Below are 24,088 nucleotides of genomic sequence, written 5' to 3'. Positions count from 1 at the left end.
GGCGGTTGAGTCGTGGCGGAGCGGGTGGCGGTGGTGGCGGTCGGCGGGCACGAGAGCGCGCACGGCGCGGCGCTGCCGGGACTGCTCGGCCCCGAGGTGACCGCGGTGGCCGCCGGCCGGCAGACGCACCGGGCGGTGGCCGCGCTGCTGGGCCGCGGGGCGGACCGGGTGTGCGTGGTGCCGATGACGCTGGGTCGGGACGCCGGGCTGCTCGCGGAGACCACGCGGACCCTGCGCGCGCTGCCGGCGGCGGAGCGCTCGCGGGTGGTGCTCGCCCGGCCGTTCGGCGCCGCCGGGCAGTTGATCGGGTGGTTGCGCGCGGCGGCGGCGCGGGTGCCGGCGCGGGCCGCGATCCTGGTCACCGCGCCGGCGGCGGGACCGGACGAGGACGCGGAACTGTACCGGCTGGCCCGGCTGGTCTGGCAGTACGGCACCCACCGGATCGTCGAGGTCGCGCTGATCGGCGGCGACCCGGACCTGGGCCGGGCCCTGGAGCGCTGCCGCGTGCTCGGCGCGGCCCGTACCGTCGCGATCCCCGCCTCGTTCGTGCTGCCGGCGGTGCCGGGCGTGGCCCCGCTGTTGTCCAAGGCCACCGCCGCCGGCATCCTCGCCGCCCGGGTCGGCCTGGCCGTGGACGGCTTTCGCCCCCAGGCCCGCACGACCGAGCCCGCCTGATCCGGGCGAGCCCGGCGCCCGAGGCGCCGGCCCGGTCGCCGGCGGCGTGGGGTCAGGCGCCGATCGTTCGCGCGGTCCATGCCCTCGCGTTCGGCGGAGCGGGCGGTTGGCCGTCCGAGGGGGAGTGGGTGCGGAAGAGGTCGAGGGTGGCCGGGCATTGCGAGTGCAGTGGTGCGGGCGGGGCGTCGGGGGTGAACCAGTCCAGCGCGTCGAACTTGTGGGGTTCGCCGATGACTGCCCGCGCCGGGTCGACGCGGACCGCGAAGACGACCGCGACCCAGTGCGACGCGATCGGGTCGCCGCGCAGGACGTTGCGGGCGCCGAGGGGCTCGATGGACAGCGGCTCGGTGCCGTACTCCTCGCGCACCTCGCGTGTGACCGCCTCCTCGAACGTCTCGCCCCACTCCAGCGCGCCGGCGCCGGTGTCCCACGTGCCGGGCTCGTCCCGGGCAGCGGCCGCGCGGCGGGCCAGCAGCACCCGCCCGGCGCCGTCGTGGCAGACGAAGACGCAGGACACCGAGGGCCCGGCGGGCCGGTCGGCGGCCATCAGAAGTGCCGGAGGAGGTCGGGGAACGCGGTCAGGGTGAGCACCCGTTCGTCGTGCGGGTCCAACTCGCTCTGCTCCAGGACCCAGGTGTGCGCGTTCGGGATGAACACCGCGCCCAGGCCCGCGCCGCGTGCCGGCAGGATGTCCGACTTGGGGGAGTTGCCGATCATCCAGGTCGACTCCGGCGCCAGCTCGTGCGCGCGTATCAGGTCGACGTACACGTCGACGCCCTTCTCCGGCACGATGTGCGTGCTGCGGAAGTGGTGGGCCAGCGCGGAGGCGTCGATCTTGCGCTGCTGCTCCTCGGCGTCGCCCTTGGTGAGCAACATCAGATCGTGCCGGGCGCCGAGCGCGGTCAGCGTCTCCACCACGCCGGGCACCAGCTCCACCCGGTTCTCCAGGAGCGCGACCGCCAACGTCTCGATGTGCCGCAGCTCCGCCTCGGTGGCCGGGCGGGCGTACAGCCGCTCCAGCGTCTCGCCCAGGCTGCGCAGGAACATCTTGCTGCCGTAGCCGTGGGTGATCGCGTTCGCGGCCTCCACGTCGTTGAGCATCGCCCGGATCCGGGTGCGGTCCAGGGTGGCGTGGTCGAGCCAGTCGAGCCAGTCGTCGATGACCCGCTCGAACAGGATGTTGTTCTCCCACAGAGTGTCGTCCGCATCGAAGATCAGGACCTGACGAGGGGAGTCCGCTGTGGTGTGCATGGTTCGATTCATCTCTGTCCGGTCGGCGATACGGCGATACGGCGCCGATCATCCTAGAGCCGGACCGCCCGCACGATCATCGGGTTATCTCTTCCGCCGGCGGATTGTGGACGGTGCTCCCGTCCCGCTCCGCGAGCAGTTCCCGGGCCCGCCGCGCCGCCGCCGCGGCCAGGCGTTCCAGCTCGCCGGCCGGGATGCCCGGGGCGGGGGCGACGCGCAACGGCGCGGCGGGTTCGTGCACCGGCGGCGGGTCGGCCGGCAGGGCGTCGACGGCGCGGTACGCCGCGCGCGCGTCGATCCCGGCCGCGTCGTCCGGTTTCGTGGTGGGACGCGGCTGCCGCGCGCGCAACCGCTCCAGCACGGCCGGCTCGTCCCGGCCGCGCATCAGCAACAGCACGAACGGGTCCGCGTCCAACAGCCAGGCCGTCTGATAGCCCAGTGCGGCGCCGTGCCGACACGGCAACTCCCAGTCGGGGCAGTCGCATTCGTGATCCAGCTCGTCCATGCCCGGCAGCAGGGAAACGTCCGCGTCCGCGGCGGCGGCCACCAGCTCGTGTGGCAACTCCCGCTCCAGGAGCGCGGCCAGGTGTCCAGCCTCGGCGGCCACCTGGTCGAGCAGACGCTCCCAGCGCGCGTCGTCCAGCGGCTCGATCCGCACCTCGGAGCGGTACGACGTGCCGTCGGCGTCGGACACGCGTGCGGTGATCCGGCCCGGTGCGATCGTGATCGGCCCGACCCGGCCGGAGGCGGCGAACGCGCGGCCCTCGCGCAGCGGCCGGCCGTCCAGCGCGGCGTGTTCGAGGGCTTCCGTCCAGGCGCGGCCCCACCAGGTCCGGCCCGCGAGGCCGTGGGCGCGGCGCGGGGCGAAGGCGGGGAACGCGCGGGCCGAGGCGGCGGTCATCGGGCACTCCTCAACTGGACCAGGTCGGCGAGTTCGGTGTCGGAGAGTTCGGTCAGCGCGGTCTCGCCGTGGGCGAGCACGGAGTCGGCGAGGGCGCGCTTGTCCCGCAACATCTCGGCGATCCGGTCCTCGATGGTGCCCTCGGCGATGAACCGGTGCACCTGCACGGGTCGGGTCTGCCCGATCCGGTACGCCCGGTCGGTGGCCTGCTCCTCCACGGCGGGGTTCCACCAGCGGTCGTAGTGCACCACGTGGTCGGCGCGGGTGAGGTTGAGCCCGGTGCCGGCGGCCTTGAGCGAGAGCAGGAAGACCGGGACCGCGCCCTCCTGGAAGCGGCTGACCAGCGCGTCGCGGCGGGCCACCGAGGTGCCGCCGTGCAGGAGTTGATTGCCGATGCCGCGGGCGGTCAGGTGGGTGCGCAGCAGTCGGGCCATGGCCACGTACTGGGTGAACACCAGCACCGAGCCGTCCTCGGCCAGGATGGTGTCCAGCAACTCGTCGAGCAGTTCGAGTTTGCCGGAGCGGCCCGCGAGGCGGGGTTCGGGCTCCTTCAGATATTGCGCCGGGTGGTTGCAGATCTGCTTGAGGCCGGTGAGCAGCTTGACGATGCGCCCGCGTCGGGCCATGTCGGAGCCGGCCGCGTCGAGTTCGGCCATCGCCTCGCGCACCGCCGCCTCGTACAGTCCGACCTGCTCGCGGGTGAGCGCCACCGGTTGGTCGGTCTCGGTCTTGGCGGGCAGCTCCGGCGCGATGCCCGGGTCGGACTTGCGGCGGCGGAGCAGGAACGGCGCGACCAGCCTGGCCAGTCGCTCGGCGGTCGGCCCGTCGCGGTCCGCCTCCACCGGCTTGGTCCAGCGTCGGCGGAACGTGCTCGCGGTGCCGAGCAGGCCCGGGGTGGTCCAGTCCAGGATCGCCCACAGTTCGGTCAGCCGGTTCTCCACGGGCGTGCCGGTGAGCGCGATCCTGGCCCGCGCCGGGATGCGGCGCAGTGCCTTGGCGGTGGCGGAGGTGTGGTTCTTGACGTGTTGCGCCTCGTCGGCGACCACCAGGCCCCACGGCACGGCGGCCAGGCGGGCCGCGTCCAGGCGCATCGTGCCGTAGGTGGTGAGCACGAATCCGGTGGTGAGGTCGTCGAGGCTGCGGGCGCCGCCGTGGAAGCGGCGCACCGGGGTGCCCGGCGCGAAACGGGTGATCTCCCGCTCCCAGTTGCCGAGCAGCGACGCCGGGCAGACCACCAGGGTGGGCGCGGCGCCGTTCGGGTCCTCGGTGCCGGCCGCGCGGTGCAGGTGCAGTGCGATCAGGGTGATCGTCTTGCCCAGGCCCATGTCGTCGGCGAGGCAACCGCCCAGGCCCAGCGAGGTCATCCGGTCCAGCCAGCGCAGTCCGCGCAGCTGGTAGTCGCGCAGCGTCGCGGCGAGCGCGGCGGGCGCGCCGATCGGCTCGCCGCCGCCGTCCGGGTCGGCGATCCGGGCGCGCAGTTCGTCCAGCCATGCCGAGGTGCCCACCTCGATGCGTTTGCCGGCCACCTCGATGCCGCCGGTCAGCGCGCCGGTCAGGGCCTCGATCGGGGTGAGCGGCTTGATCGAACGATTGCGGGCCTTGGCCATCAGGGCGGGATCGACCAGCACCCAGCGGTCGCGCAGGCGCACCACCGGGCGGTGCGACTCGGCCAGCGCGTCCAGTTCGGCGGCGGTCAACGTGTCGCCGCCGAGCGCGAGTTGCCAGTCGAAGCCGAGCGGGGTGTCGCCGCCGAGGAAGGCGCGCAGGTCCCGGGGCGCGTGGTCGTGGGCGCCGATCACGGCCCGGGCGGTGAGGTCGCGGACGAGGTCGCGGGGCCAGTGCACCTCGACGCCGGCGGCGGCGAGTCGGGCGGTGGCGGCGCCGAGCAGGGTGCCCAGGTCGTCGTCGGCGACCACCACGCGGTCCGGGACGCTCGCGGTCAGCAGTGGTTCCAGGGCGGGCCAGATCCGGGCCGCCCGGCGCAGCGCGACCAGCACGTCGGGCCGGGCCCGTTCGCCGAAGCGCGCGTCGGTGCCGGTCCACAGCGTGTCGGCGTCGACCACGGCGGTCGGATCGGCGAGCGAGTGCGCCTGGACGATCGCCACGAACGGCGCGCGCTCGACGTCGTTGCTCTCCAGCCGCAGCGAGATCCGTACCCCCCGGTCGTGCCCGGCCGCCACCCGGTCCGACCACGGGCGCAGCGCGGGCAACTTCCGCGCGGCGGGAGCGGCGAATGCGCCGCCACCCGCGTGCGGACCGGCGGCGGTGCGCGGCATGGTGTCGGCGACCGCGTCCAGGAAGGCCCGGACCAGCGGGGTCGCCGCCGGGAGCAGGGTGCCGCCGCCGGTCGGTATCGCCCGCGCCTCGCCGGGCATCGCGTCGGCCAGCGCCCGCACCCGCTCGACGTCGGCGGCATCCAGCGGACCGGCCCGCCACGCGTCGTGGTCGGCGGCGGAGAGACCGGGCAACATGCGCCCGCGCGCCACCAGTTGCAGGGCGAGCACGGTGGCCGCGCCCCAGAACGCGGCGGCCGGATGCGCCTCGGGGGCGCGCCGGGCCCGGGAGAGCACCCGGACCGCGTCGGTGACGGGCAGTCGTACGGCGGGATGGGTCTGGGCCACGCCGTCGGCGTCGAGCACGGTGATCGTGTCCGGGCCGTCCTCGTGCGGCCAGAACGCGACGGTGCCGGCGCGTGGCGGATCGGCGGGCGCGAAGGTGGCCGCGTGGCGGGTCAGGTCGAGCGGGGGGTGCGGGGCGCGGGTGGCGATGTCCGTTACTCCTGGGGTGCCGGGGGCGCGGCGGCGGGTCGCCGCGAGCGGATCAGGTTCTCGATGCCGTCCAGGACCAGACACAGGCCGAACTCGAAGCCCGCGTCGGGGGCCTGCTCGTAGACGCCGCCCTCCCAGACCCGGGTGAGGGTGGGGAAGCGGGTGGGCCGGATCAGTTGCTCCAGGTAGGGGGTGCTCTCCGCCCACCAGTCGTCGTAGCCGGCGCCGCCGGCGAGCGCGTCCCGACCGACGTCGACGGTCACCTGGGCGACGCCTCGCACGTAGCCGTCGACGAGGCCGACGACATGCGCCATCTCGGCGTCGGACAACCCGAGGTCGGCGACCGTGCGCAGCCCCGCCTCGGCCCGGGCGGTCAGTCGCGGGCCCATCAGCAGCAGTCCGGGTCCCCACAGGCGCACCACCCACGGATGCCGGCGGGCCAACTCCCGGTCGGCGCGGGCGCGTTGTTCGAGCGCCGCGCGCCAGCCGCTCCCGGTCGGGTCGGGCAGGGCGGACTCGCCGAGCACGGTGTCGAACATGACGTGCAGCAGCTCCGCCTTGCCCGGCACGTAGGTGTAGAGCGACATGGTGCCGACGCCGAGGCGCTCGGCGACCGCGCGCATCGACAACGCGTCGAGCCCGTCGGCGTCGGCCAGCTCGATCGCGGCGCGGACGACACGGTCCACGGTCAGCCCCTGCTTCGGCCCCCGGGTGGGCCCGTCGCCCGTACGCCACAACAGCGCGAGCGTCCGCGCGGGATCCGCGCGCCCACCCCGTTCCCGTGCCACTCGTACGCCCTTCGTCGGAAACTCCGTATGGCGTACCGTACGCCATGCGGAGTGGTTCCGTACAGCGTACCGAGTTCCCTTTTTCGGTCGGCGGGGCGGCGGGTCGGCGGGGTCGGCGGCGTCGGCGGTCGGCGAGGTCCGGCGGTCGCCCGACCCGGTCAGGCCGGGCCGTCGCCCCGCTCGACGACGTCCCAGGCGTGGGCGAACAGTTCGGGCAGGGTCGATCGCCAGGTGTGCCGCTCCCAGACCCGGTCGCCGATCACCTGCACGCCGAGCAGCTCCGCCTTCCACACCTCCATCGGCCACAACCACTTGTGCGTCGCCCTGGCCCAGTCGCCCGGCAGGAAGATGCCGCGCCCGGCCCGTGCGCGCTTGTCCGCGACCACCACGCCGGCGGCCTCCAGCGCGCTGGCCGCCCGCTTGTGGCGTGCGGTGTTCCAGCCGTTCCAGCGGCGCACCCGGCGATCGCTCGGGCGTTCGAGGACGAGAATTTGCAGGTACAGGGCCGCCGCGTCGGTGTCCACCGACAGCGCCTTGGCGACCCGGGCCACCGTCTCGGGCGCGGCGACGGCCGGGTCGCACTCGTACCCGCCGACCGGCAGCGCGCCGCTCGTGATGCGCTCCGCCACCCGCCTGCTCCAGTCGCCCCGGATCAGGTCGACCACGTCGCGGGCATACGCGCCGCTCGAGGCCACCTCGCGGAGCAGCGTCGAACGTTCGTCGTCGGCGTAGTACGCGGGCCGGAAGTACAGGCGAGCCCTCGGGTCCGGGTGGCGCTCGGTGGGCTCGGCGACCGAGGCGATGGTCAGGCCGTCGTCGAAGGTCGTCGTGGTGAGCGGGATCGGGCCGACGTAGGGGCGATCGCCGAACAACTCGCGCAGCCGGTCGGCGGAGTCGCACGTCCGCGCCGCGTAGCCGGCGCCGAGGAGCAGGCCCGGATGATCGAAGCGGGCACGCAACTCGGCCAGCAGGGCGGGCAGTCCGGCCCGGACCGGGTCCCCGGCGGGCAACTCGGCGTAGATCACGGGCAGCGCGCCGGCGAGCGACTTCAGGAACTCCTCGAACCAGCGCACCCCCTGCTCCTCGCTGGTGCAGTACACCCCGCCGACGCCCTCGGCCAGCCAGGGATCGTGGTCCACGCTGCTCAGCGGGTGGGTGGCCGGGGCCAGGAACGCGGCGCAGATCTGGGCGGCCGGGGTGTGCAGCGTGACGTGGTCGAGTTCGGCCAACACCGCCAGCGTCTCCTCCGGAACCGGGATCGTGCGCCCGAACCGGGCCACCCACGCGGCACCGATGCGCTCGGCGAGTGCGTCGGCGCCGGTCGGCTCCCACAGGTCGGCCGGATCGTCCGGGAGCACGCCCGCGAACACCTCCAGGCGGTCGGTCTCGGTGAGGCGGCGCAACTCGTCGAAACCAGCTTCGAGTTCGGCTGGCCCGAGACCCAACTCCCGGCGCTGGTCCGGCTCCATCCGGGGCAGGGTGTTGATGCCCCCGGCGTTGCCGGTCAGGAGCAACGCCGACGCCGCGCGGGAGACCCCGGTCGCCTCGGCCAGTCGGCCGCCCGCGTCGGCGTGCCACGGCATCGGCCCGCGGGCGCGCACCGTCTCGACCAACCGGCGCAACTGCCCCGCGTCGCCCCAGCCGCGCGGCGCGTCGACCCACTCGGCCGGCCCCCCGAACTCGGGCGGCGCGGCGTCCCCGGTCCACACCTGGAGCACGTCGCAGCGGCCCTCCCGGGGCCACGAGGTCGCGATGGTGGCCCCCCGGTCGTCGCGCACTGCCGTCGCCTCGGCGCGGGCGTTGCCGATGCGGATCCGCGCGGCGGGGTCGGCGAACACCGTCTCCGCCCACAGGTCGAGCAGCGCGAGCAGCGCCTCGCGGTGCTCGGGCCGGGTCGACGGTGCCGCCGCGCGCAGCGCGACCGCCTCGATCCGGCCGATCAGCGCCGGCCAGGACCCGTCGCCGACACGGCCCGGCCCGTCGGATTCGACGGGCGGGGACCAGGTGCCGCCGAGGTAGCCGGCGACCCGGGTGAAGCCCGCCAGGATCTCGCGGTACCACATGCCCGAGCCGGTGACGAGGCCGCCGAGCGCGGAGGAGAACCACTGGTCACGGGGGTCGACAGTCGTATGTGCCATCCGACATGCCTATCGTGTCGCCCCGACGCCGCCCCCGGCGGCCTGCGACCCCCGCGACCCTCGCGTCCCCGGTGGCGGGTCAGCCCACCCGCGCCCGCTCGGCGGACGCGAGCGCGGCGCGCAGGAACTCGCCCGTCGCCGAGTGCTCCGCCTCGACCAACTCGGCCGGGGTGCCCTCGAACACGACCGTGCCGCCGTGCTTGCCGCCGCCCGGACCCAGGTCGAGTACATGGTCGGCGCGCCGGATCACGTCCAGGTTGTGCTCGACCACCACGACCGTGTTGCCCGCGTCCACGAGCCGGTCGAGCAACCCGACCAGGGTGTCCACGTCGGACATGTGCAGGCCGGTGGTCGGCTCGTCGAGGATGTACACGCTGCCCGTCTTGTGCAGCTCGCTCGCCAGCTTGAGTCGCTGCGCCTCGCCCCCGGACAACGAGGACAGGGGTTGGCCCAGCGTCAGGTAGCCCAGTCCCACCTCGACCAGCGTGGTCACCCGGGCGCGCAACTCCGGTTCGACGAACCAGTGCACCGCCTCGTCCGCGGTCAGCGCCAGCACGTCCACGATCGACTTGCCGCGCAGGGTGTAGGCCAACACCTCGTTGCGGAACCGCCGTCCCTCGCACACCTCGCAGCGGGTGGTCACCGGATCCATGAACGCCATGTCGGTGCGGACCACGCCGCGTCCCTCGCACTCGGGGCACGCGCCGGTCGAGTTGAAGGTGAACCACCCCGGGTCCACGTCGTTGGCCTTGGCGAACAACCGGCGCAGCCGGTCGAGGACACCCACGTAGGTGATCGGTGTCGAGCGCGAGGTGGTGCCCACGCCCGACTGGTCGACCACCACCGCCTCCGGATACGCGGCGACCAGGACGTCCGAGATCAGCGTGCTCTTGCCGGAGCCCGCGACGCCGGTGACCACGGTGAGCACGCCGGTGGGGATGTCCGCGTCGACGTCGCGCAGGTTGTGCAGGTTCGCGCCGCGGATGGGCAGCACGCCGGTCGCGGTGCGCACGATCGGCTTGAGCGCGGCCGGCCGGCGCAGCGCCCGCCCGGTCGGCGAGTCGGCGGTGCGCAGGTCGGCGAACGGGCCCTCGAACACCACGGTGCCGCCGTGTACGCCCGCGCCGGGGCCGACGTCGACCACGTGGTCCGCGATCGCGATCACGTCCGGGTCGTGCTCGACCACGAGCACGGTGTTGCCCTTGTCCCGCAACCGGGTGAGCAGGTCGCCCAGCCGGACCACGTCGCGCGGATGCAGGCCCACGCTCGGCTCGTCGAAGATGTACGTCATCCCGGTCAGGCTCGATCCGAGGTGGCGCACCATCTTCAGGCGTTGGCCCTCGCCGCCGGACACCGTCGAGGTGGGCCGGTCCAGGTGCAGGTAGCCGAGCCCGATCGCGACGATCCGCTCCAACGCGACGGCGGCCGGCTCGGCCACCCGACGGGCGACCGGATCGCTCAGCCCGGTGAGCACCGGCACCAGGTCGGCGATCTCCATCGCCGCGTAGTCCGGCAACGAGCGCCCCTCGATCAGCGACGCCCGCGTCGCCGCGTTCAATCTGGCCCCCGCGCAGTCCGGACACGGGCCCTCGGTGACGAACCGGGCCAGCGTCTCGCGACTCTTGTCGGCCAGCGCCGAGGTGTCCCGCTTGAGATAGAGCCGATTGAACCGGTCGACCAGACCCTCGTAGTCGATGTGGTGCCGGCCGTTGCTGTTGACGATCTCCACCTTGGCGCCGGTGCCGTACAGGAACAACCGCCACTGCTCGTCGGTGAACTCGCGCACGGGGACGTCGGTGGGGTACAGGTCGTGGTGCGAGTACAGCTGCCACTGCCAGCCGCCGACGGGGAACGCGGGGTGGCGGATCGCGCCCTCCCGGATCGACCGCGACGGGTCGATCAGTGCGTCCAGGTCCAGTCGTACGGTCCGGCCGAGCCCCTCGCAGGTCGGACACATGCCGCCGGGCGCGTTGAACGAATAGTGGTTGGCCGGCCCCGCCGAGGGGGTGCCGTGCCGGGAGAACAACACCCGAAGCAGCGGATGGATGTCGGTCATGGTGCCCACCGTCGACCGGGAGTTGCCGCCGATCGGCCGCTGGTCGACGACGATCGCCGTGGACAGGTGCTCGATCGAATCGGCCCGGGGCCGCTCGTGCTTGGGCAGCCGGTTGCGGACGAACGCCGGGAACGTCTCGGCGAGTTGCCGCTGCGACTCGATGGCGATGGTGTCGAACACGATCGACGACTTGCCCGATCCGGAGACCCCGGTGAACACCACGATCCGATTCTTGGGGATGCGGAGCGAGACGTTTTTGAGGTTGTGTTCCCGGGCGCCGGTGATAACGATGTCGTCGTAGTTCATGCCGCCACGGTATGAAGGGGTCCCTGACAGGTGCTGTCAAGGATTCGCGGGCGACCCCGGACCGGCCCGGGAGGACGCCGCCGGGTTGTTGCAGGGGATATGCAAATACCCCTTCATGGCAACTAGGCTCGGCGCATGAGCACCTCACCCATCGTCCTCGGCATCGAATCGTCCTGCGACGAGACCGGGGTCGGCTTGGTCCGGGACGGCCGGCTGCTCGGCCACGCCGTGTCCACGAGCATCGCCGAACACGTGCGCTTCGGCGGCGTGGTGCCGGAGATCGCGGCCCGCGCGCACGTGCACGCGGTGACCCCGACGGTACGGGCCGCGCTGGAGTCGGCGGGGCTGCGGCGCGGTGACATCGGCGCGGTGGCGGTGACCACCGGGCCGGGTCTGGCCACCGCGCTCCAAGTCGGCGTGGCCGCCGCCAAGGGCTTCGCGCTCGCCTTGGACGTGCCGCTGTACGGGGTGCACCACCTGGCCGGACATGTTGCCGCCGACACCCTCGAACACGGGCCGCTGCCCGACCCGAGCGTGGTGTTGATCGTCTCCGGCGGACACACCTCGTTGCTCCTGGTGCGCGACCTCGCGCGCGACCCGATCGTGCACCTCGGCGACACCCTCGACGACGCGGCGGGGGAGTGCTTCGACAAGGTGGCCCGGGTGTTCGGCCTGCCCTATCCGGGCGGCCCGGCCATCGACCGGGCGGCGCGCGACGGGGACCCCGCCTCGGTGGCCTTCCCCCGTGGGCTGACCGGCCCGCGCGACGACCCGTACGCGTTCTCCTTCTCCGGCCTGAAGTCCGCCGCCGCCCGCTGGGCCGAGCGCATGCGCGCACAGGGCGCCGAACTCCCCGTCGCGGACGGCGCCGCCGCGCTCCAGGAGGCGGTGGCCGACGTGCTGACCCGCAAGGCGGTCGCGGCCTGCCGCGCCCACGAGGTGCGCACCCTTGTCGTGGTCGGCGGCGTCGCGGCCAACTCCCGGGTGCGTTCGCTCGCGGCGGAGCGCTGCGCCGCGGCGGGCATCGAACTGCGGGTGCCGCCGCCGCGTCTGTGCACCGACAACGGCGCGATGATCGCGGCCGTCGGCGACCTGCTGATCCGCGCCGGCGTCGCCCCGGCCCCCCTCGACGTCTCGATCGACCCGTCGGCGCCGCTGGAATACGCGTCGCTGCACCCGACGGTGCCGGCGGCGCGGCGGGCGGCCGGGTAGTCCCCGACCGCCCGGCGCTCGGTCCGTCAGGGGGTGTAGCGCAGGAGCCAGTCGCGGTCGGGGTCGCGGCCGAAGTCGGGGTCGTTGGGCGGATCGGCCGGCTTTTCCTCGACCAGGTCGTCCGCTGCCACCCGCTCGGGCAGGTGGCCCCAACGCGCGGCGCGGGCGGCCTGATCGGCGTCCGGGTCGGCCGCCGTGCGTGCCGTGGTCGGCGGCTGGGGGTGGTCGTGGCCTCGCTCGGCGTCGGGCCGCTGTCCGGTGTCGGGTCGTGCTTCGTCGTTCGGCTGTGGTTCGAGATCGGACCGTCGTTCGTTGCCCATGACTACCCCTGCCCTGTTCAGGCCGTGCCCGCTTGACGGCTCAACCGTACCTCCGCCGGCGCGGGGATAATGGGGTCGTGTACGTCGAACGTCGTTCCCACCTGGCTCCGCTGATCGTCTGGACCCGAACCGTCGAGGCGGACGGATCCGCGCGGGTGCTCCCGGACGGCTGCATCGACCTGATCTGGTCCGGGGACGAGCTGGTCGTGGCCGGTCCCGACACGCTGGCCCACGTGGTGGAGGACCGGGTCGGGGCGCGCTACGCGGCGGTGCGCTGCGCCCCGGGGGTCGGGCCCGCGCTGCTCGGGACGCCCGCCGACGCGCTGCGCGATCGACGGATACCGCTGGCCGACGTGTGGGGCGAGCGCGACGTGCGGATCCTGAGCGAACGCCTCGCCGCCGCCCCCGACCCGGCGGCGTTCCTGGAGGAACTGGCCGCCGCGCGGCTGCGCGACCGCGACCCCGAGGCGGCCCGCTTCGCCGGCACCGTGGTCGGCGAGTTGCGGGCCGGCGCCGACGTCGCGACGGTCGCCGCCGGCGTGCGACTGAGCGAGCGGCAACTGCACCGCCGCTCGCTGGCCGCCTTCGGCTACGGGCCCAAGACGCTGGCCCGGGTGTTGCGCCTGGAACGGGCGCTCGACCTGGCCCGCACCGGGGTGCCGCCGGCCCGGGTCGCGGCGGGCACCGGCTATGCCGACCAGGCCCACTTCGCCCGCGACGTCAAGGCACTGGCGGGCGTGCCGCTGCGCACCCTGCTGGGCTGAGCGCACGGGCCCGCACCGGCTACGCGGCCTGCGACTGCGGGGCGAGCAGGTCCACGCCGTTGCCGTCCGGGTCGTGCAGGACGGCGTACCGCTGTCCCCAAAAGGCGTCCCACGGCGCCCGGTATCCGGTGAACCCGGCCGCGACCAGCTCGGCGTACTTCTTGTCGACCTCCGCCGGATCGGCGAACGCGAAGGCCAGCGAGGCCCGGTGGCCGCCCGTGGGCGGGGTCCAGTCCGGGGCGAACGAGCGGACCGTCGCGATCGTGTCGAGGACCAGCAACGGGCCGTCCGGCAGCGGCACTTCGACATGCGGCTCGGTGTCCGCGTCGGCTGGGACGGCCAGGCCCAGAGCCCGGTAGAACGCGAGCGAGGCGGCCATGTCGGCGACCACGAGCCCGATGAAGTGGAAGCGGGGTGTAGGAGAAGTCATGCCCGCACGCTAGCCGGCGGCGGCGCTCGTGGTCTTGAACGAATCGGACGTGTCGCCGGGACGGTCCCGGGTCCACCTCAGCGCCCGGCACGCCGGCCCCACACCAGTGCGAGCAGCGTGGTCGCCGCAGCGAGGGCTGCGCCGAACCACAACACGCTCGACGTGGCCACCGCGTCCACCGCCACCCCGCCGAGCAGCGAACCCAGCGAGATGGCCAGCTGGAACCCGGTGACGAAGACCGCCGAGCCCGCCTCGGGTGCGTCCGGCGCCGCCCGCAACATCCACCCCTGCAACGCGACCGGCACCGCGCCGTACGCCAACCCCCACACGAGCATCGCCGCAGCGGTCCCCGGGGTCCATGTCCCCGACACCGCGAGCACCACGACCGCCGCGGTGAGCAGTCCGGCCGCGAGGGCGAGCGTGCGGTGCGGCGGGCGGCCGGCGTACGCCCCGGCCAGTACGTTCCCGACCACCCCGGCGACGCCGTAGCCCAGCAGCAGCGCGCCGATCGGCCCCGGCCCCAGGCCGCCCGACTCCTCCAGGATCGGTCGTACGTAGGTGTACGCGCCGAAGTGCCCGGCGATCACCAGGACCAGCGCCGACACACCGGCCACCACCCCGCCGCGCCGCAGCAGCGCCGGGATCTCGCGCAGCCGCACCGCCCGCTCGGCGGGCAGCGGTGGGAGCAGGACGAGCAGGGCGACCAGCACCGCCGCGCTGAGGCCGGCCATCGCGGCGAAGGCGGCCCGCCAGCCCGCCCACTCGCCGATCATCGTGCCCACCGGCACGCCGACCACCGAGGCCACCGACACGCCGCCGAAGATCATCGCCGAGGCCCGACCGACCGAACCGGCCGGCACCAGTCGTACCGGCAGGCTCGCGCCGATCGCCCAGAAGCCGCCGATGCTGATGCCCACCAGGACGCGGGCCACCAGGAGCGTGGCGAAGTTCTGCGCGAGGGCGGCGATCGTGTTGGCGGCGAGCAGCACGATCATCATCGCGGCCAGCACGATCCGCCGATCCACCCGCCCGGCGGCCACCAGCACCGTCGGCGCGGCGAATCCGGCGACCACGGCGGCCAGGGTCATGGCCAGGCCCGTGGTGCCGTCGGAGACGTGCAGCCCGTACGAGATCGGGGTGAGCAGGCCGACCGGCAACATCTCGGTGCTGACCACCGCGAAGGTGCCGACGGCGATCGCCGCCACGGCGAGCCAGGAGCGCAACGACGCGGTCCCGGGCGCCGGATCGGCGGGGGTGGGTCGGTCAGGGGCGGTCAGGGGAGCGTCGGTGTCGACGATCGGTTCGGACATGCCCTCCACCCTGGGCACGGCCCCGATTCCGAACAACGGCGAAGATCGCATGCGAGCATAGGGGTCGCTTATGCTCGCAGGTCGGAACGTGGGAGACGGCCCACCCGGGGCCCGGCGCCCGGTGCCCCGGGGCCGAGCGCGGGAGGGGAAACGGGATGAGTGTGGAGTTCCGGGAGCTGGAGTGCTTCGTCGTGCTGAGCGAGGAACTGCACTTCACCCGTACCGCCGCCAGGCTCTACACCTCACAGGCCCGGGTCAGCCAGCTGCTGCGGCAACTGGAGGACCGGATCGGCGCACGACTGTTCGAGCGCAGCAGTCGCCGGGTTCGGCTCACCCCGCAGGGCGAGCTGTTCCTGGCCGAGGTACGACCCGCCTACGTCACTCTCACCGGCGCGGTCGACCGGGCCAAGGCCCGCGCCCGGGGCATCGAGGGCGTGCTGCGGATCGGCTTCGTCGGCACCCCGTACGGCGCCCTACTCGACCTGGTCGGCGACTTCCGCGCCCGGCATCCGCAGGCTCGCGCCGACCTGGTCGAGACGCCGCTGTCGGACCCGTTCGGCCCGGTGCTGCGCGGCGAGATCGACGCCGCCTTCGTGACCCTGCCCGTGGGTGATCCCACGCTGCGCACCGGCCCGGTGATCGCCGCCGACCCGCTGGTGCTCGGCGTCTCGACGCGGCACCCGTTCGCGCGGCGGGCGCGGGTGGACGCGGAGGAGTTGGCCGACTGCGTGTTCGTGGAGATCGCCGGACCCGCGCCCGTGCCCTGGCGAGAGCTGCAGTCGCCGACGGTGACCCCGGGCGGGCGGCCGATCCCGCGTGGGCCGGGCGCCGGCACCCTCCAAGAGGTGCTGTCGCTGATCGCGGGCGACCACGGCGTGCTGTTGTTCTGCGCCCAGTTCGCCGCGTACAACGGCCGCCCCGACGTGGCCTTCGTGCCGGTGACCGGGCTGAGCGAGTCGGCGGTGACGCTCACCTGGCGGCGCGGGGACGAGACCGCCCTGCTGCGCGCGTTCGTGGCCGCCTCGGGGCGGCAGGTCGTACCGGCGTAGCCGCGCACGGTGAGCCCGGACCCGGGTCGGGCGCCGTCGGGCCCTACCGTGGGGGGCGTCCGTCGATCCCGTACCGAAGGCCCCGGTCATGCCGCTGCTCACGATCAAGTCCGAAGGTGAGGTCGAGGTCGAGGTTCGGCGTTCCCGCTTCGTGTGCGCCCTCGCCCGGGTGTCCGACGACGCGCAGGCGCAGGCGTTCCTGGCCCGCCGCCGGGCGCTGCACGCGTCCGCGCGGCACAACTGCTCGGCCTGGATCGCGGGCGGGCAGGAGAAGGCGTACGACGACGGCGAACCGTCGGGCACGGCCGGCGCGCCGATGCTCCAGGTGTTGCGGCGCCGTGAGCTGACCGAGACGGTCGCGGTGGTGACCCGGTACTTCGGCGGCATCATGCTCGGCGCCGGCGGCCTGATCCGCGCCTACGGCTCGGCGGTGACCGAGGCGGTGGACGCGGTCGGCGTGGTCGAGCTGCGCCCGATGCTGGTGCTGACCGTGGATGTCGACCACGCGCACGCCGGGCGGCTGGAAAACGACCTGCGCGGGCTCGGTCACGAGGTGCGCGACATCCGCTACGGCGCCGAGGTGGCGATCGACGTATGCGTCCCGGAGCCGGACCGGGACCGTTTCGTGGCGCGGTTGACCGACCTGACCGGCGGCCGGGCGAGCGCCCGCGAGACCGGGCGCACGTTCGTCGAGGTGGACGCCTCCCCAAACAATTCCTGACGCACTTCTCGCGCCCGTACGCACCATGCCGGTTGAAACCCGCCTCAGGTCGGAACACCAATGGGTGTACGGGTACTCGCGCGGGGGCTGCGGGAAATGAGGAAGTGATGACGGCTGGATACGACGAGAAGTCGGCCATCGACCAGGCCGAGGTCGTCCGGGCGGTGCGCGAGCGGGTGATCCGGGCCCGTTCCGTGCTGACGGAGGCGAGTGACGCGCACGACACGAACGCCTTGCCGCCGGCGCTCGACGAACTGGAGGACGCGCTGCACGAGGCGCGGGAATACGGCGTGAGCGTTCCACCGGCGGGCGAGGCCTGAGCGGCGGTCGCCGACCCGTTTCGAGGGTGCTTGTTCAGGGGCGCTTTTTTCGAGGGCGCCTGTTTCGAGGGTGCCGATTTCAGGGGTTTTCGTGCAGGCCCGCGTCGGCGGGGCCGAGGACGAAGCGGGTGAAACGCACCCGTAGGCCCGCGCGCTCCGGTGAGCAGCAGAACGGCCCGGCGGTGGCCGACGCGTCCGGGGACAGCGGGGCGAGTCGGATGGTCCGCCACGGCTCGTCGGTGTGCCGGGCCCGAATGGTGAGCGCGTCGCCGGCCCGGCTGACCCGGACGGTGATCGGCCCGCCCGCCCACTCGGGTACCGGGGCGATCGACCAGTCGGAGACACCGCGCGTGACCACGGCTCCGACGTGCAGCGCGCCGTCGGTGACCTCGACGCCCGCCTTGACCCAGGTTTGCTCGTCCACCCGGACGAACACCCCGGCCTGGTCGTAGAGCGTGTCGAAGTCCGCCTCGAAGGTGACCTCCACCGCCGTGCCCGGTGGCAGGTCGGTGAGCAGCGCACTCCCGGTGTCGCGGGTGAAGCCGTAGGACGTCTGTCGCCAGAAGTCGGCACCCGGCACCGGGGTGACCACCAGCGCGTCGCCGTCGCGCTCGGCGCCGGCCGGCGGGTTGAGCCAGTGCGCGTCGTCCCAGTCCACCGCCACGGAATGCATCCGCCGAGCCTATCCGGGCGCCGGTCCGGACCCGTCCGGGCGGCTCGCCGTCAGGGCCTTGTCGAGCAGTTCGCGCGTGTCGGCGATCGCGGTGGACAGGGTGGACGCGGTGAGTCGGCCGGCGATCTCGTCGACGTCGCGCAGGCCCGTACGGTCGAGCAGGGTCTTCTCGTTGGTCACCCACTCGCCGCGACCGGCCGCCACCGCGTGTGCCGCCTCGCAGGCCGCGCGGCCGATCGCCCCCGCGACGTCGGTGACATGTCCGTGTGCGGCGTGCGCCTGGTCCGCGTAGGTCAGGGTCAGGCGCGCGTCGTCGCTCCACCGGGCGTGCGCGGCGCGGCGCAGCGCCGACGGGTAGGACGGTCGCGGCAGGTCGCCGAACAGCACCCGGTTGACCGCGAGTTCGGCGACCAGGAGGTAGGTGGGCACGCCGGCGAGGTGGAACATCAACCGCTCGACCTCGAAGCGGCCCTCCCGTGCCTCGGCCAACCTCCGCTCCACGTCCGTGAGTTCGCGATAGTGGAGGTCGATGGCCCGATCCTCCACGGTGAGCCGGGCGCCGCCGTTGAAGACCCCGCCGCCCCAGGCGCCGAACTCCGACACCTCGCCCGGCCAGCCCAGTCCCCGGACCGCGTCGGGGGTGAAGCCGTCGCGGTAGTAGACCGCGAAGTCCCAGTCGCTGTCGGGTCGGTGGGTGCCCTGGGCACGAGACCCGCCGAGCACCACGGCGGCCACTCCGGGCAGCGCGGCGAGACGTTGGGTGACGTGTGTGGTGAAGGATGCGTCACTGGTCATGTTCGGCAGCGTATCCCGGCGCCGGCGGAACGGTTGGCCGGGGCGCGTGGGTCGGGGTTCGTCGGTCAGGGGCTTGTTGGCCGGGCACGTCGGTCAGGGCTTGAGGTAGCCGCGCCGCACCGCTTCGTCGATCAGTTCCAGGGTGTATGCCCACAACGACGGGGAGCCGTCCTCGATCGTGCTGCCCTGCTTGGCCAGCACCTCGGTGCGGGTGAGGTCGTACTCGCGCCAGGTGCCGCCCTCGGTGTGGAAGTTGAGCAGGCACGGCTGGAACCGGTCGATCGCCTTCGCGAAGCGCGCGTCGGGCGTCTCGCGGGCCTCGAACTCCTCCCACAACACCCGGAGTTCGTCGCCCTGCGGAGCCGGAAGCAGGCCGAATATGCGGTCCGCGCCGCGCTGTTCGCGCTCGACCTGGTCGACCTCGGCGACGCTGTCGTAGTAGAAGGTGTCGCCCGCGTCGATCTCGACCAGGTCGTGGATCAACAACATCCGGGTCACCCGGGCTACGTCGACATCGGTCGCGGCGTGCTCGGCCAGCGTGCCGGCCAGCATGGCCAGGTGCCACGAGTGCTCGGCGGTGTTCTCGCGCCGGGAGGCGTCCGCGATCAGGTTGCGCCGCACCACGCCCTTGAGCCGGTCGATTTCCAGGATGAAGCCGACCTGCGCGGCCAGGTGCGGGTCGGTGGGCGGGAACAGGGGAACACCGGACAAGACGACTCCTAGCTAGGCGAACGATCACGCGGTGTCCAGATCGCACCACCGTTCCGCGAGCGCGGTCACCAGCAGGTGGGTATTGGTACGCGGCACGGTCGGGATCACGGACGCGTCCACGATATGCAATGCGCGCAACCCGAATACCGCCCCGGTCGGGTCGACCACGCCGGCGGCCGGGTCCTCGGCCATCCGGCAGGTGCCGACGCCGTGGTAGAAGGCGTAGTGGGTGCGCCGGATCAGTTCGTCGGACTCGGCGTCGCCGAGCGCGGCCGCGCGGTCGGCCTCCCCGTTGTCGAGGAGGATCCCGCTCTCGCGCGCGATGCGTGCGGCGAGGCGGCGGCCCTGGCCCAGCCGGGCCAGGTTGTCGGGGTGGGCCGGGAACGGCCAGTCGATTCGGGCGGGCGCGGCGGGATCGGCGGAGGTGGGGGTCACCGTCCCGGCGCCGGCGGGGAGTTGCAGGCTCACGCTGATGTCCAGCTCGCACGTGCCGTCCGGGTTGCGCCGGGCGACGGGGGTCAGCTGGAGGTCGTGGCGCCGGCGGGCGGTCGCCTTGGCGATCACCTGGAGGGTGGGCGCGTCGGCCGGGACCGCGTCGGGGTCGACCCGGGCGGCGAAGGAGACCACCGGGTGGTCGGTCAGATGCCGGCCCACGTGCGGGTTCGTGTCGGCGATCCCGGAGCGGGCGAGCAGCAGCGGGCTCTGCACCACGCCGGCCGCGAGGATCACTCGGCCCGCGTGCACCGTGGCGCCGTCGGCGAGTTCGACGCCGACCGCACGGCCGTGTTCGACCAGCACCCGTGCCACGTGCGTGTCGGCGCGTACGGTGACCCGGTCGGCCGCGCCGGCCAGGTAGGCGGCGGCGTTGGAGACCCGGGTGCGGTCCCGGCGGTTCATCGGGATCGGGCCGACGCCGGTGCCGGTGGGCGCGTTGTGGTCGGCGCAGTCCGGCATGCCGACGGCCGCGCAACCGGCGGCGAACGCGGTCTGGAGCGGGGCCCAGTCGGCGCGGGGGTGCCGGATGATCGGGATCGGCCCGCCGGTGCCGTGGTAGGGCCGGTCACCGAAGTCGAGATCGTGCTCGATCCGGTTCAGGCACGGCAACATGTCGGCCCAGGCCCAGCCCTCGGGCCAGGTGTCGAAGTCCTCGGGTTCGGGACGCATGGCCACCGCGCCGTTGGTGGCGGACGAGCCGCCGACCACCCGGCCGCGTGCGTACCGCAGGTCCCGATCACCGGAGACGACCGTGTCGCCCCAGTCGTAGGGCGCCCGGATCGGGCGGGACAGCCGCCGCAACTCCTCGGGCAGCGCGGCGGGTCCGGCCTCCAGCAGGAGCACGTCGTAGCGCTCCGACAACCGCGCGGCGACCACACACCCGGCCGACCCGCCCCCGACCACGACAACCTCGAAACCCCGCATTTTGCCCACTTCCGCGCGAACTGACGACCTGTCATAGCTATCATGACCATGATGGCCACACAAGGGCCACGCACGCCCGCAGGGTTACGGGGTACGCCATCGGCCGCCCCCGGCGCGGGCTCGGCGTGAGCGGGCGGCGATCACAGTCGTTCCGGCGGGGAGCCGATGCCACCGAGCAGCGCCGGCAACATCGCGACCACGATCGGTGATCGGCCGCGCCGCGCCGCGCCTCCCGATCGCATGCGGTGCTATCGGTGTTGCTCGGGGGGTGTGACGTCCTCTGGGACGATGTAGTCGCGGATCAGGCGTTCGGCGTCGCGGACCAGCGGGCGGAAGACCTTGTAGCGGGACAGGGTGATCAGCCGTTCCACCATCGGAGTGGTACGGGCCACGAAGGCGCGGGACTTGGCGCGCTCGGGGGAGCGGTCGTACACCCAGAAGAGCACGATGCCCATCAGGTGCAGCCACAACAACTCCGGGAGCAGTTCGGCGAGTTCGTCGTCGATGCGGAGCGAGGAGCCGCGCAGCACGTCGGCGAACAGCTCGGTGACCTGTTCGCGGATCGGGTACGACTCTGCGGAGAACGGGCTGAGCGGGCTCTCCGGGTCGGCGGCGTTGCGGAAGAACTGGACCGCGAACGCGTGATACGGCTCGGCCACCTCCAGCCATACCGACAACACCACCTGGAGCCGGTCGCCGAAGTCGCGGACACCGCGCAGCTCCTGCCGGCAGCGGGTGATGTGCTCGTGGGTGAGGCGGTCGTAGAAGCCGTGGATCAGGTGCTCTTTGGAGCCGAAGTAGTAGTAGGCGTTGCCGACCGAGACGCCGGACTCCTGGGCGATGGCCCGCATGGTCGTCTTGTCGTAGCCGCGTTCGCGGAAGAGCCGCAGCGCGGTCTCCAGGATCAGGGACCGCGTCTGCTCGCTCTTGCCGGGGCGCCCGCCCGGGTCCGGCCTGTCGCCGCCGTCGGTCGGGTTCGCTGCGTCGGTGCCTGCCACGTGCTCCACGAGAGGCAAGGTTAGTGGGCGAGCTCGCAGGCATCGTCACACTCGACGACCGTCCAGGGTTCCCGGTAGGGGTTCCCGTCCGGGTCGGGCGGCAGTGGGCCCCGGTGTGTGGCCGAGCGGATCCGGGCCGCGCCCAGGACGGCGGCCCGAGCCATCGGCATCCCGAGCGGCGTGCCGAGCCGGAAGGACAGGCCGCGGTACGCGCGCAGCGCCCACAACACGGTGACCCACGCGGCGGCGCCGGACCACACCTCGCCGGAGCCGCCCACCACGGTGAGTTCGCGCAGCGTGGCTTCGTGGTCCAGGTCGGGATAGCGGTTGCGGGCGCGCGGCGAGGCGGCCGGCACCAGATCGACCGCGATCAGGGTCGGCTGCCGGGCGATCCAGCCGGACAGCGCGACGCACAGCGGGCAGTCGGCGTCGAAGAGGATGGTGATCCGGCGGACCCGGGGAGGCGGGGCGGGGGTACCGCGCCGGGCCGTCCCCTCCGATCGGCCCGGCGCGGTGTTCCCCTGGGAGATGGTCATCGGGATCAGACCCCGGGAGCGGGGCGGGTGGAGCCCTGGGGTGCGATCGGCGGACCGTAGGCCCGGCCGGACAACTTCCGGGCTCGCTGGGGCGCGTGCGTGCCCGGATCGGTCGCCTCGTCCAGGCCGCGCCGCCGGATCCGACTCAGCACGTAGACGTTGAGCAGGTGCAGCCCACCGAGGACCAGCGACACGGTGCCGAGCTTGACGGACAGCGCCTCGACCGAGCCGCGTGCGTCGTCGACGGTGTCGCCGACCTTGAGGTAGAGCGCGACGAAGCCGAGGTTGACGAGGTAGAAGCCGACCACCAGGAGGTGGTTGACGGCGGCCGCGAGTTCTTCGCGGCCGCGCAGGACGTCCTGCAGGAAGATCTGTCCGTTGCGGCTCAGCGTGCGCGCCACCCACACGGTGAGCCCGATGCTGATGCCCAGGTAGATGGCATAGGTCAGGACGGTCATGTCCATGGACCGGCTCCTTTTTGAACGTGTTCAAACTGGCCGACATCGGTGACTCTAGACCTGTTTTTGAACACGTTCAAGTTGTCGGGTGGGGTGGATGTGCGAGACGGGGCGGAACGCGCGAAACCCGTCGATCACCCCGCAAAGGCGAGGTGATCGACGGGTGTTGGGGAGCGGGTGGGGGCGGGGGTGGAGGTGGGTATCGGTCAGGCGGCGGCCGGTGCGGACCAGTCGATGTGGTGGCGCTGCGCCTCGCCGAACATCCGTTCCGGGGTCAGCACGGTGCGGGTCATGATCGGCATCAGCAGGGCCATGACGGCCTTGGTGAGCGGCCCCGCGGCCTTGCTGTTGTTGGTCTTGGCGGCAGCGGCGGCGATCTTCTCGACCCGGGGTCGGCGCATCGCCTCGTACGCGGCGAACGCGGCGGTCGGGTCGGGGAAGTCGCGCAGGCAGCGGGCCAGTTGAATGCCGCTCTCCATTGCGAGTGAGGCGCCCTGGCCGGAACTGGCCGAGGGGGCGTGCGCGGAGTCGCCGACCAGGACCAGTCGATCGCGGTGCCAGTGCGGCAGCGGGGGCATCAGTTCGAGCGGACCGGCGACCAGGAGGTCGTCGGCGGAGGCCGCGCGCAGCACCGCCTCGGCGGGGACGTCGCCCGCGTGTGCCTCGCGCAGCAGGCCGAGCCACCGCTCGGCGGGGACCGCGCGGGCCTCCGCGGTGGTCATCGGCGGATGCGGCAGATTGCTGAACAGGGCCACGCTGCCGTCGGATTGGGTCCAGTAGCCGAAGAAGGCGCGCTTGCCGAAGGCGAAGTGCATGGTGCCGGGGGCGGGCCGGGCGTCGCCGTCGCGGTCGCCTTCCTCCGGGATGTGGGCGCCGACGCCGAAGCCGAGCAGGCCGACGTATTCCGGGGCGGGCGCGGCGGGGTCGATCAGGGCGCGGACCGTGGAGCGGATGCCGTCCGCGCCGATCAGGATGTCGGCGGTCGCGGTGCTCCCGTCGGCGAACTCGGCGGTGACGCCGTCGGGTTCCTCCCGCACCCCGACGAGCCGGCGGCCGTGTTCGGTGCGGATGTCGTGATCGAGGGCGTGCTCGCGCAACACCCGGTGCAGGTCGGCGCGCAGCACGGTGCGGCTCGGGGGCAGGCCGGGCAGACCGGCGGCGGCGCCGAGACGTCGGCCGCGACCGTTCTCGAAGACCATGTCGGAGGTCGGCTCACCGACCGCGGACACCGCCTCCTCGGCGCCGATCACCCGCAGCGCGTCGAGCCCGTTGGGTGCGATGCTCAGCGCGCCGCCCGGCGCGTCGCCGGGCGCGATGTCGGCATACGCCTCGTACACGGTGGCCTCGATGCCGGCCTTGCGCAGCGCGCATGCCGTCACCGGTCCGGCGATGCCGCCGCCGATGATCATCGCGGTCCTGACGCGGTTCATGTCTGTACTCCGAGGTGAGGGTGGCGCGGGACGGGTGCGGCCCGGCCCGGGCGGATGTC

General features: G+C 73.5%; 24 protein-coding genes. 6 read left to right on the top strand and 18 right to left on the bottom strand.

The window, feature by feature from the left end:
* The first annotated feature begins 12 nt into the window (after nucleotides 1-12).
* Nucleotides 13-675 (top strand): sirohydrochlorin chelatase, encoded by a 663-nt coding sequence (locus ACMXN5_RS01790; protein ID WP_439673675.1) that lies wholly within the window; start codon nucleotides 13-15, stop codon nucleotides 673-675.
* A gap of 52 nt (nucleotides 676-727) precedes the next feature.
* On the opposite strand, the gene ACMXN5_RS01785 is transcribed toward ACMXN5_RS01790, so the two are convergent.
* The 7 genes from ACMXN5_RS01785 to ACMXN5_RS01755 all read right to left on the bottom strand — a co-directional run bounded on the left by ACMXN5_RS01785 (nucleotide 728) and on the right by ACMXN5_RS01755 (nucleotide 10,883).
* On the bottom strand, nucleotides 728-1,222 hold the full coding sequence (locus ACMXN5_RS01785; protein WP_395786997.1) for an NUDIX domain-containing protein: 495 nt from the start codon (nucleotides 1,220-1,222) through the stop codon (nucleotides 728-730).
* Complete coding sequence (locus ACMXN5_RS01780) at nucleotides 1,222-1,926, bottom strand: HAD family hydrolase (RefSeq protein WP_439673674.1); 705 nt, start codon at nucleotides 1,924-1,926, stop codon at nucleotides 1,222-1,224. The genes ACMXN5_RS01785 and ACMXN5_RS01780 overlap by 1 nt, the downstream gene beginning before the upstream one ends.
* A 76-nt stretch (nucleotides 1,927-2,002) precedes the next feature.
* On the bottom strand, nucleotides 2,003-2,827 hold the full coding sequence (locus ACMXN5_RS01775) for an SWIM zinc finger family protein (protein ID WP_439673673.1): 825 nt from the start codon (nucleotides 2,825-2,827) through the stop codon (nucleotides 2,003-2,005).
* Complete coding sequence (locus ACMXN5_RS01770) at nucleotides 2,824-5,595, bottom strand: DEAD/DEAH box helicase (RefSeq protein WP_439677927.1); 2,772 nt, start codon at nucleotides 5,593-5,595, stop codon at nucleotides 2,824-2,826. The genes ACMXN5_RS01775 and ACMXN5_RS01770 overlap by 4 nt, the downstream gene beginning before the upstream one ends.
* 5 nt (nucleotides 5,596-5,600) lie before the next feature.
* Nucleotides 5,601-6,383 (bottom strand): TetR/AcrR family transcriptional regulator, encoded by a 783-nt coding sequence (locus ACMXN5_RS01765; protein ID WP_439673672.1) that lies wholly within the window; start codon nucleotides 6,381-6,383, stop codon nucleotides 5,601-5,603.
* Between the two features lie 158 nt (nucleotides 6,384-6,541).
* Nucleotides 6,542-8,521 (bottom strand): hypothetical protein, encoded by a 1,980-nt coding sequence (locus tag ACMXN5_RS01760; RefSeq protein ID WP_439673671.1) that lies wholly within the window; start codon nucleotides 8,519-8,521, stop codon nucleotides 6,542-6,544.
* Nucleotides 8,522-8,600: 79 nt separating this feature from the next.
* A complete protein-coding gene (locus ACMXN5_RS01755; RefSeq protein ID WP_439673670.1) occupies nucleotides 8,601-10,883 on the bottom strand; it encodes an ATP-binding cassette domain-containing protein in 2,283 nt (760 codons plus the stop codon).
* Nucleotides 10,884-11,018: 135 nt separating this feature from the next.
* Between ACMXN5_RS01755 and tsaD the strand changes: the two genes are divergently transcribed.
* Nucleotides 11,019-12,095 carry a tRNA (adenosine(37)-N6)-threonylcarbamoyltransferase complex transferase subunit TsaD gene (tsaD, locus tag ACMXN5_RS01750; RefSeq protein ID WP_439673669.1) on the top strand — a complete coding sequence of 359 codons (1,077 nt, stop codon included), beginning with the start codon at nucleotides 11,019-11,021 and terminating at the stop codon, nucleotides 12,093-12,095.
* 26 nt (nucleotides 12,096-12,121) lie between these two features.
* Here the strand turns inward: tsaD and ACMXN5_RS01745 are convergent, their stop codons facing one another.
* On the bottom strand, nucleotides 12,122-12,415 hold the full coding sequence (locus ACMXN5_RS01745) for a hypothetical protein (RefSeq protein ID WP_439673668.1): 294 nt from the start codon (nucleotides 12,413-12,415) through the stop codon (nucleotides 12,122-12,124).
* 77 nt (nucleotides 12,416-12,492) lie between these two features.
* Here ACMXN5_RS01745 and ACMXN5_RS01740 point away from each other — a divergent pair, with 77 nt between their 5' ends.
* A complete protein-coding gene (locus ACMXN5_RS01740) occupies nucleotides 12,493-13,179 on the top strand; it encodes a helix-turn-helix domain-containing protein (protein ID WP_439673667.1) in 687 nt (228 codons plus the stop codon).
* A gap of 19 nt (nucleotides 13,180-13,198) precedes the next feature.
* On the opposite strand, the gene ACMXN5_RS01735 is transcribed toward ACMXN5_RS01740, so the two are convergent.
* On the bottom strand, nucleotides 13,199-13,609 hold the full coding sequence (locus tag ACMXN5_RS01735; RefSeq protein WP_439673666.1) for a VOC family protein: 411 nt from the start codon (nucleotides 13,607-13,609) through the stop codon (nucleotides 13,199-13,201).
* 77 nt (nucleotides 13,610-13,686) lie between these two features.
* Complete coding sequence (locus ACMXN5_RS01730) at nucleotides 13,687-14,919, bottom strand: MFS transporter (protein ID WP_439673665.1); 1,233 nt, start codon at nucleotides 14,917-14,919, stop codon at nucleotides 13,687-13,689.
* 155 nt (nucleotides 14,920-15,074) lie between these two features.
* On the opposite strand from ACMXN5_RS01730, the gene ACMXN5_RS01725 reads away from it, so the two are divergent.
* The 3 genes from ACMXN5_RS01725 (at nucleotide 15,075) to ACMXN5_RS01715 (ending at nucleotide 17,009) form a co-directional block, all read left to right on the top strand.
* Nucleotides 15,075-15,968, top strand: a complete 894-nt coding sequence (locus tag ACMXN5_RS01725) for a LysR substrate-binding domain-containing protein (protein ID WP_439673664.1) — start codon at nucleotides 15,075-15,077, stop codon at nucleotides 15,966-15,968.
* Nucleotides 15,969-16,056: 88 nt separating this feature from the next.
* On the top strand, nucleotides 16,057-16,689 hold the full coding sequence (locus ACMXN5_RS01720) for a YigZ family protein (protein WP_395787010.1): 633 nt from the start codon (nucleotides 16,057-16,059) through the stop codon (nucleotides 16,687-16,689).
* A gap of 107 nt (nucleotides 16,690-16,796) precedes the next feature.
* Entirely contained in the window at nucleotides 16,797-17,009 is a 213-nt protein-coding gene (locus tag ACMXN5_RS01715) for a hypothetical protein (protein ID WP_439673663.1), read from the top strand.
* A gap of 79 nt (nucleotides 17,010-17,088) precedes the next feature.
* Here ACMXN5_RS01715 and ACMXN5_RS01710 read toward each other — a convergent pair whose 3' ends face one another.
* From ACMXN5_RS01710 to ACMXN5_RS01675, 8 genes are all read right to left on the bottom strand, one after another.
* A complete protein-coding gene (locus ACMXN5_RS01710; RefSeq protein WP_439673662.1) occupies nucleotides 17,089-17,682 on the bottom strand; it encodes a DUF1349 domain-containing protein in 594 nt (197 codons plus the stop codon).
* Nucleotides 17,683-17,691: 9 nt separating this feature from the next.
* Entirely contained in the window at nucleotides 17,692-18,477 is a 786-nt protein-coding gene (locus ACMXN5_RS01705; protein WP_439673661.1) for a nucleotidyltransferase domain-containing protein, read from the bottom strand.
* A 93-nt stretch (nucleotides 18,478-18,570) separates the two neighbouring features.
* Nucleotides 18,571-19,188 (bottom strand): HD domain-containing protein, encoded by a 618-nt coding sequence (locus ACMXN5_RS01700; protein WP_439673660.1) that lies wholly within the window; start codon nucleotides 19,186-19,188, stop codon nucleotides 18,571-18,573.
* A gap of 24 nt (nucleotides 19,189-19,212) precedes the next feature.
* Nucleotides 19,213-20,607: a GMC family oxidoreductase gene (locus ACMXN5_RS01695; RefSeq protein ID WP_439673659.1), complete on the bottom strand. Its 1,395-nt coding sequence runs from the start codon at nucleotides 20,605-20,607 to the stop codon at nucleotides 19,213-19,215.
* Nucleotides 20,608-20,855: 248 nt separating this feature from the next.
* Nucleotides 20,856-21,614, bottom strand: coding sequence for a TetR family transcriptional regulator (locus ACMXN5_RS01690; RefSeq protein ID WP_439673658.1), 759 nt, complete (start codon nucleotides 21,612-21,614; stop codon nucleotides 20,856-20,858).
* A gap of 11 nt (nucleotides 21,615-21,625) precedes the next feature.
* Nucleotides 21,626-22,141: a thiol-disulfide oxidoreductase DCC family protein gene (locus tag ACMXN5_RS01685; RefSeq protein ID WP_439673657.1), complete on the bottom strand. Its 516-nt coding sequence runs from the start codon at nucleotides 22,139-22,141 to the stop codon at nucleotides 21,626-21,628.
* A gap of 5 nt (nucleotides 22,142-22,146) precedes the next feature.
* On the bottom strand, nucleotides 22,147-22,605 hold the full coding sequence (locus tag ACMXN5_RS01680; protein WP_439673656.1) for a hypothetical protein: 459 nt from the start codon (nucleotides 22,603-22,605) through the stop codon (nucleotides 22,147-22,149).
* 200 nt (nucleotides 22,606-22,805) lie between these two features.
* A complete protein-coding gene (locus ACMXN5_RS01675; protein WP_439673655.1) occupies nucleotides 22,806-24,029 on the bottom strand; it encodes an FAD-dependent monooxygenase in 1,224 nt (407 codons plus the stop codon).
* Nucleotides 24,030-24,088 lie beyond the last annotated feature (59 nt).

The sequence above is a fragment of the Embleya australiensis genome (assembly GCF_051903075.1).
Classification (GTDB): domain Bacteria; phylum Actinomycetota; class Actinomycetes; order Streptomycetales; family Streptomycetaceae; genus Embleya.
The sequence above is the reverse complement of the archived record's forward strand: the minus strand, read 5'-3'. Positions and strand labels throughout refer to the sequence as shown.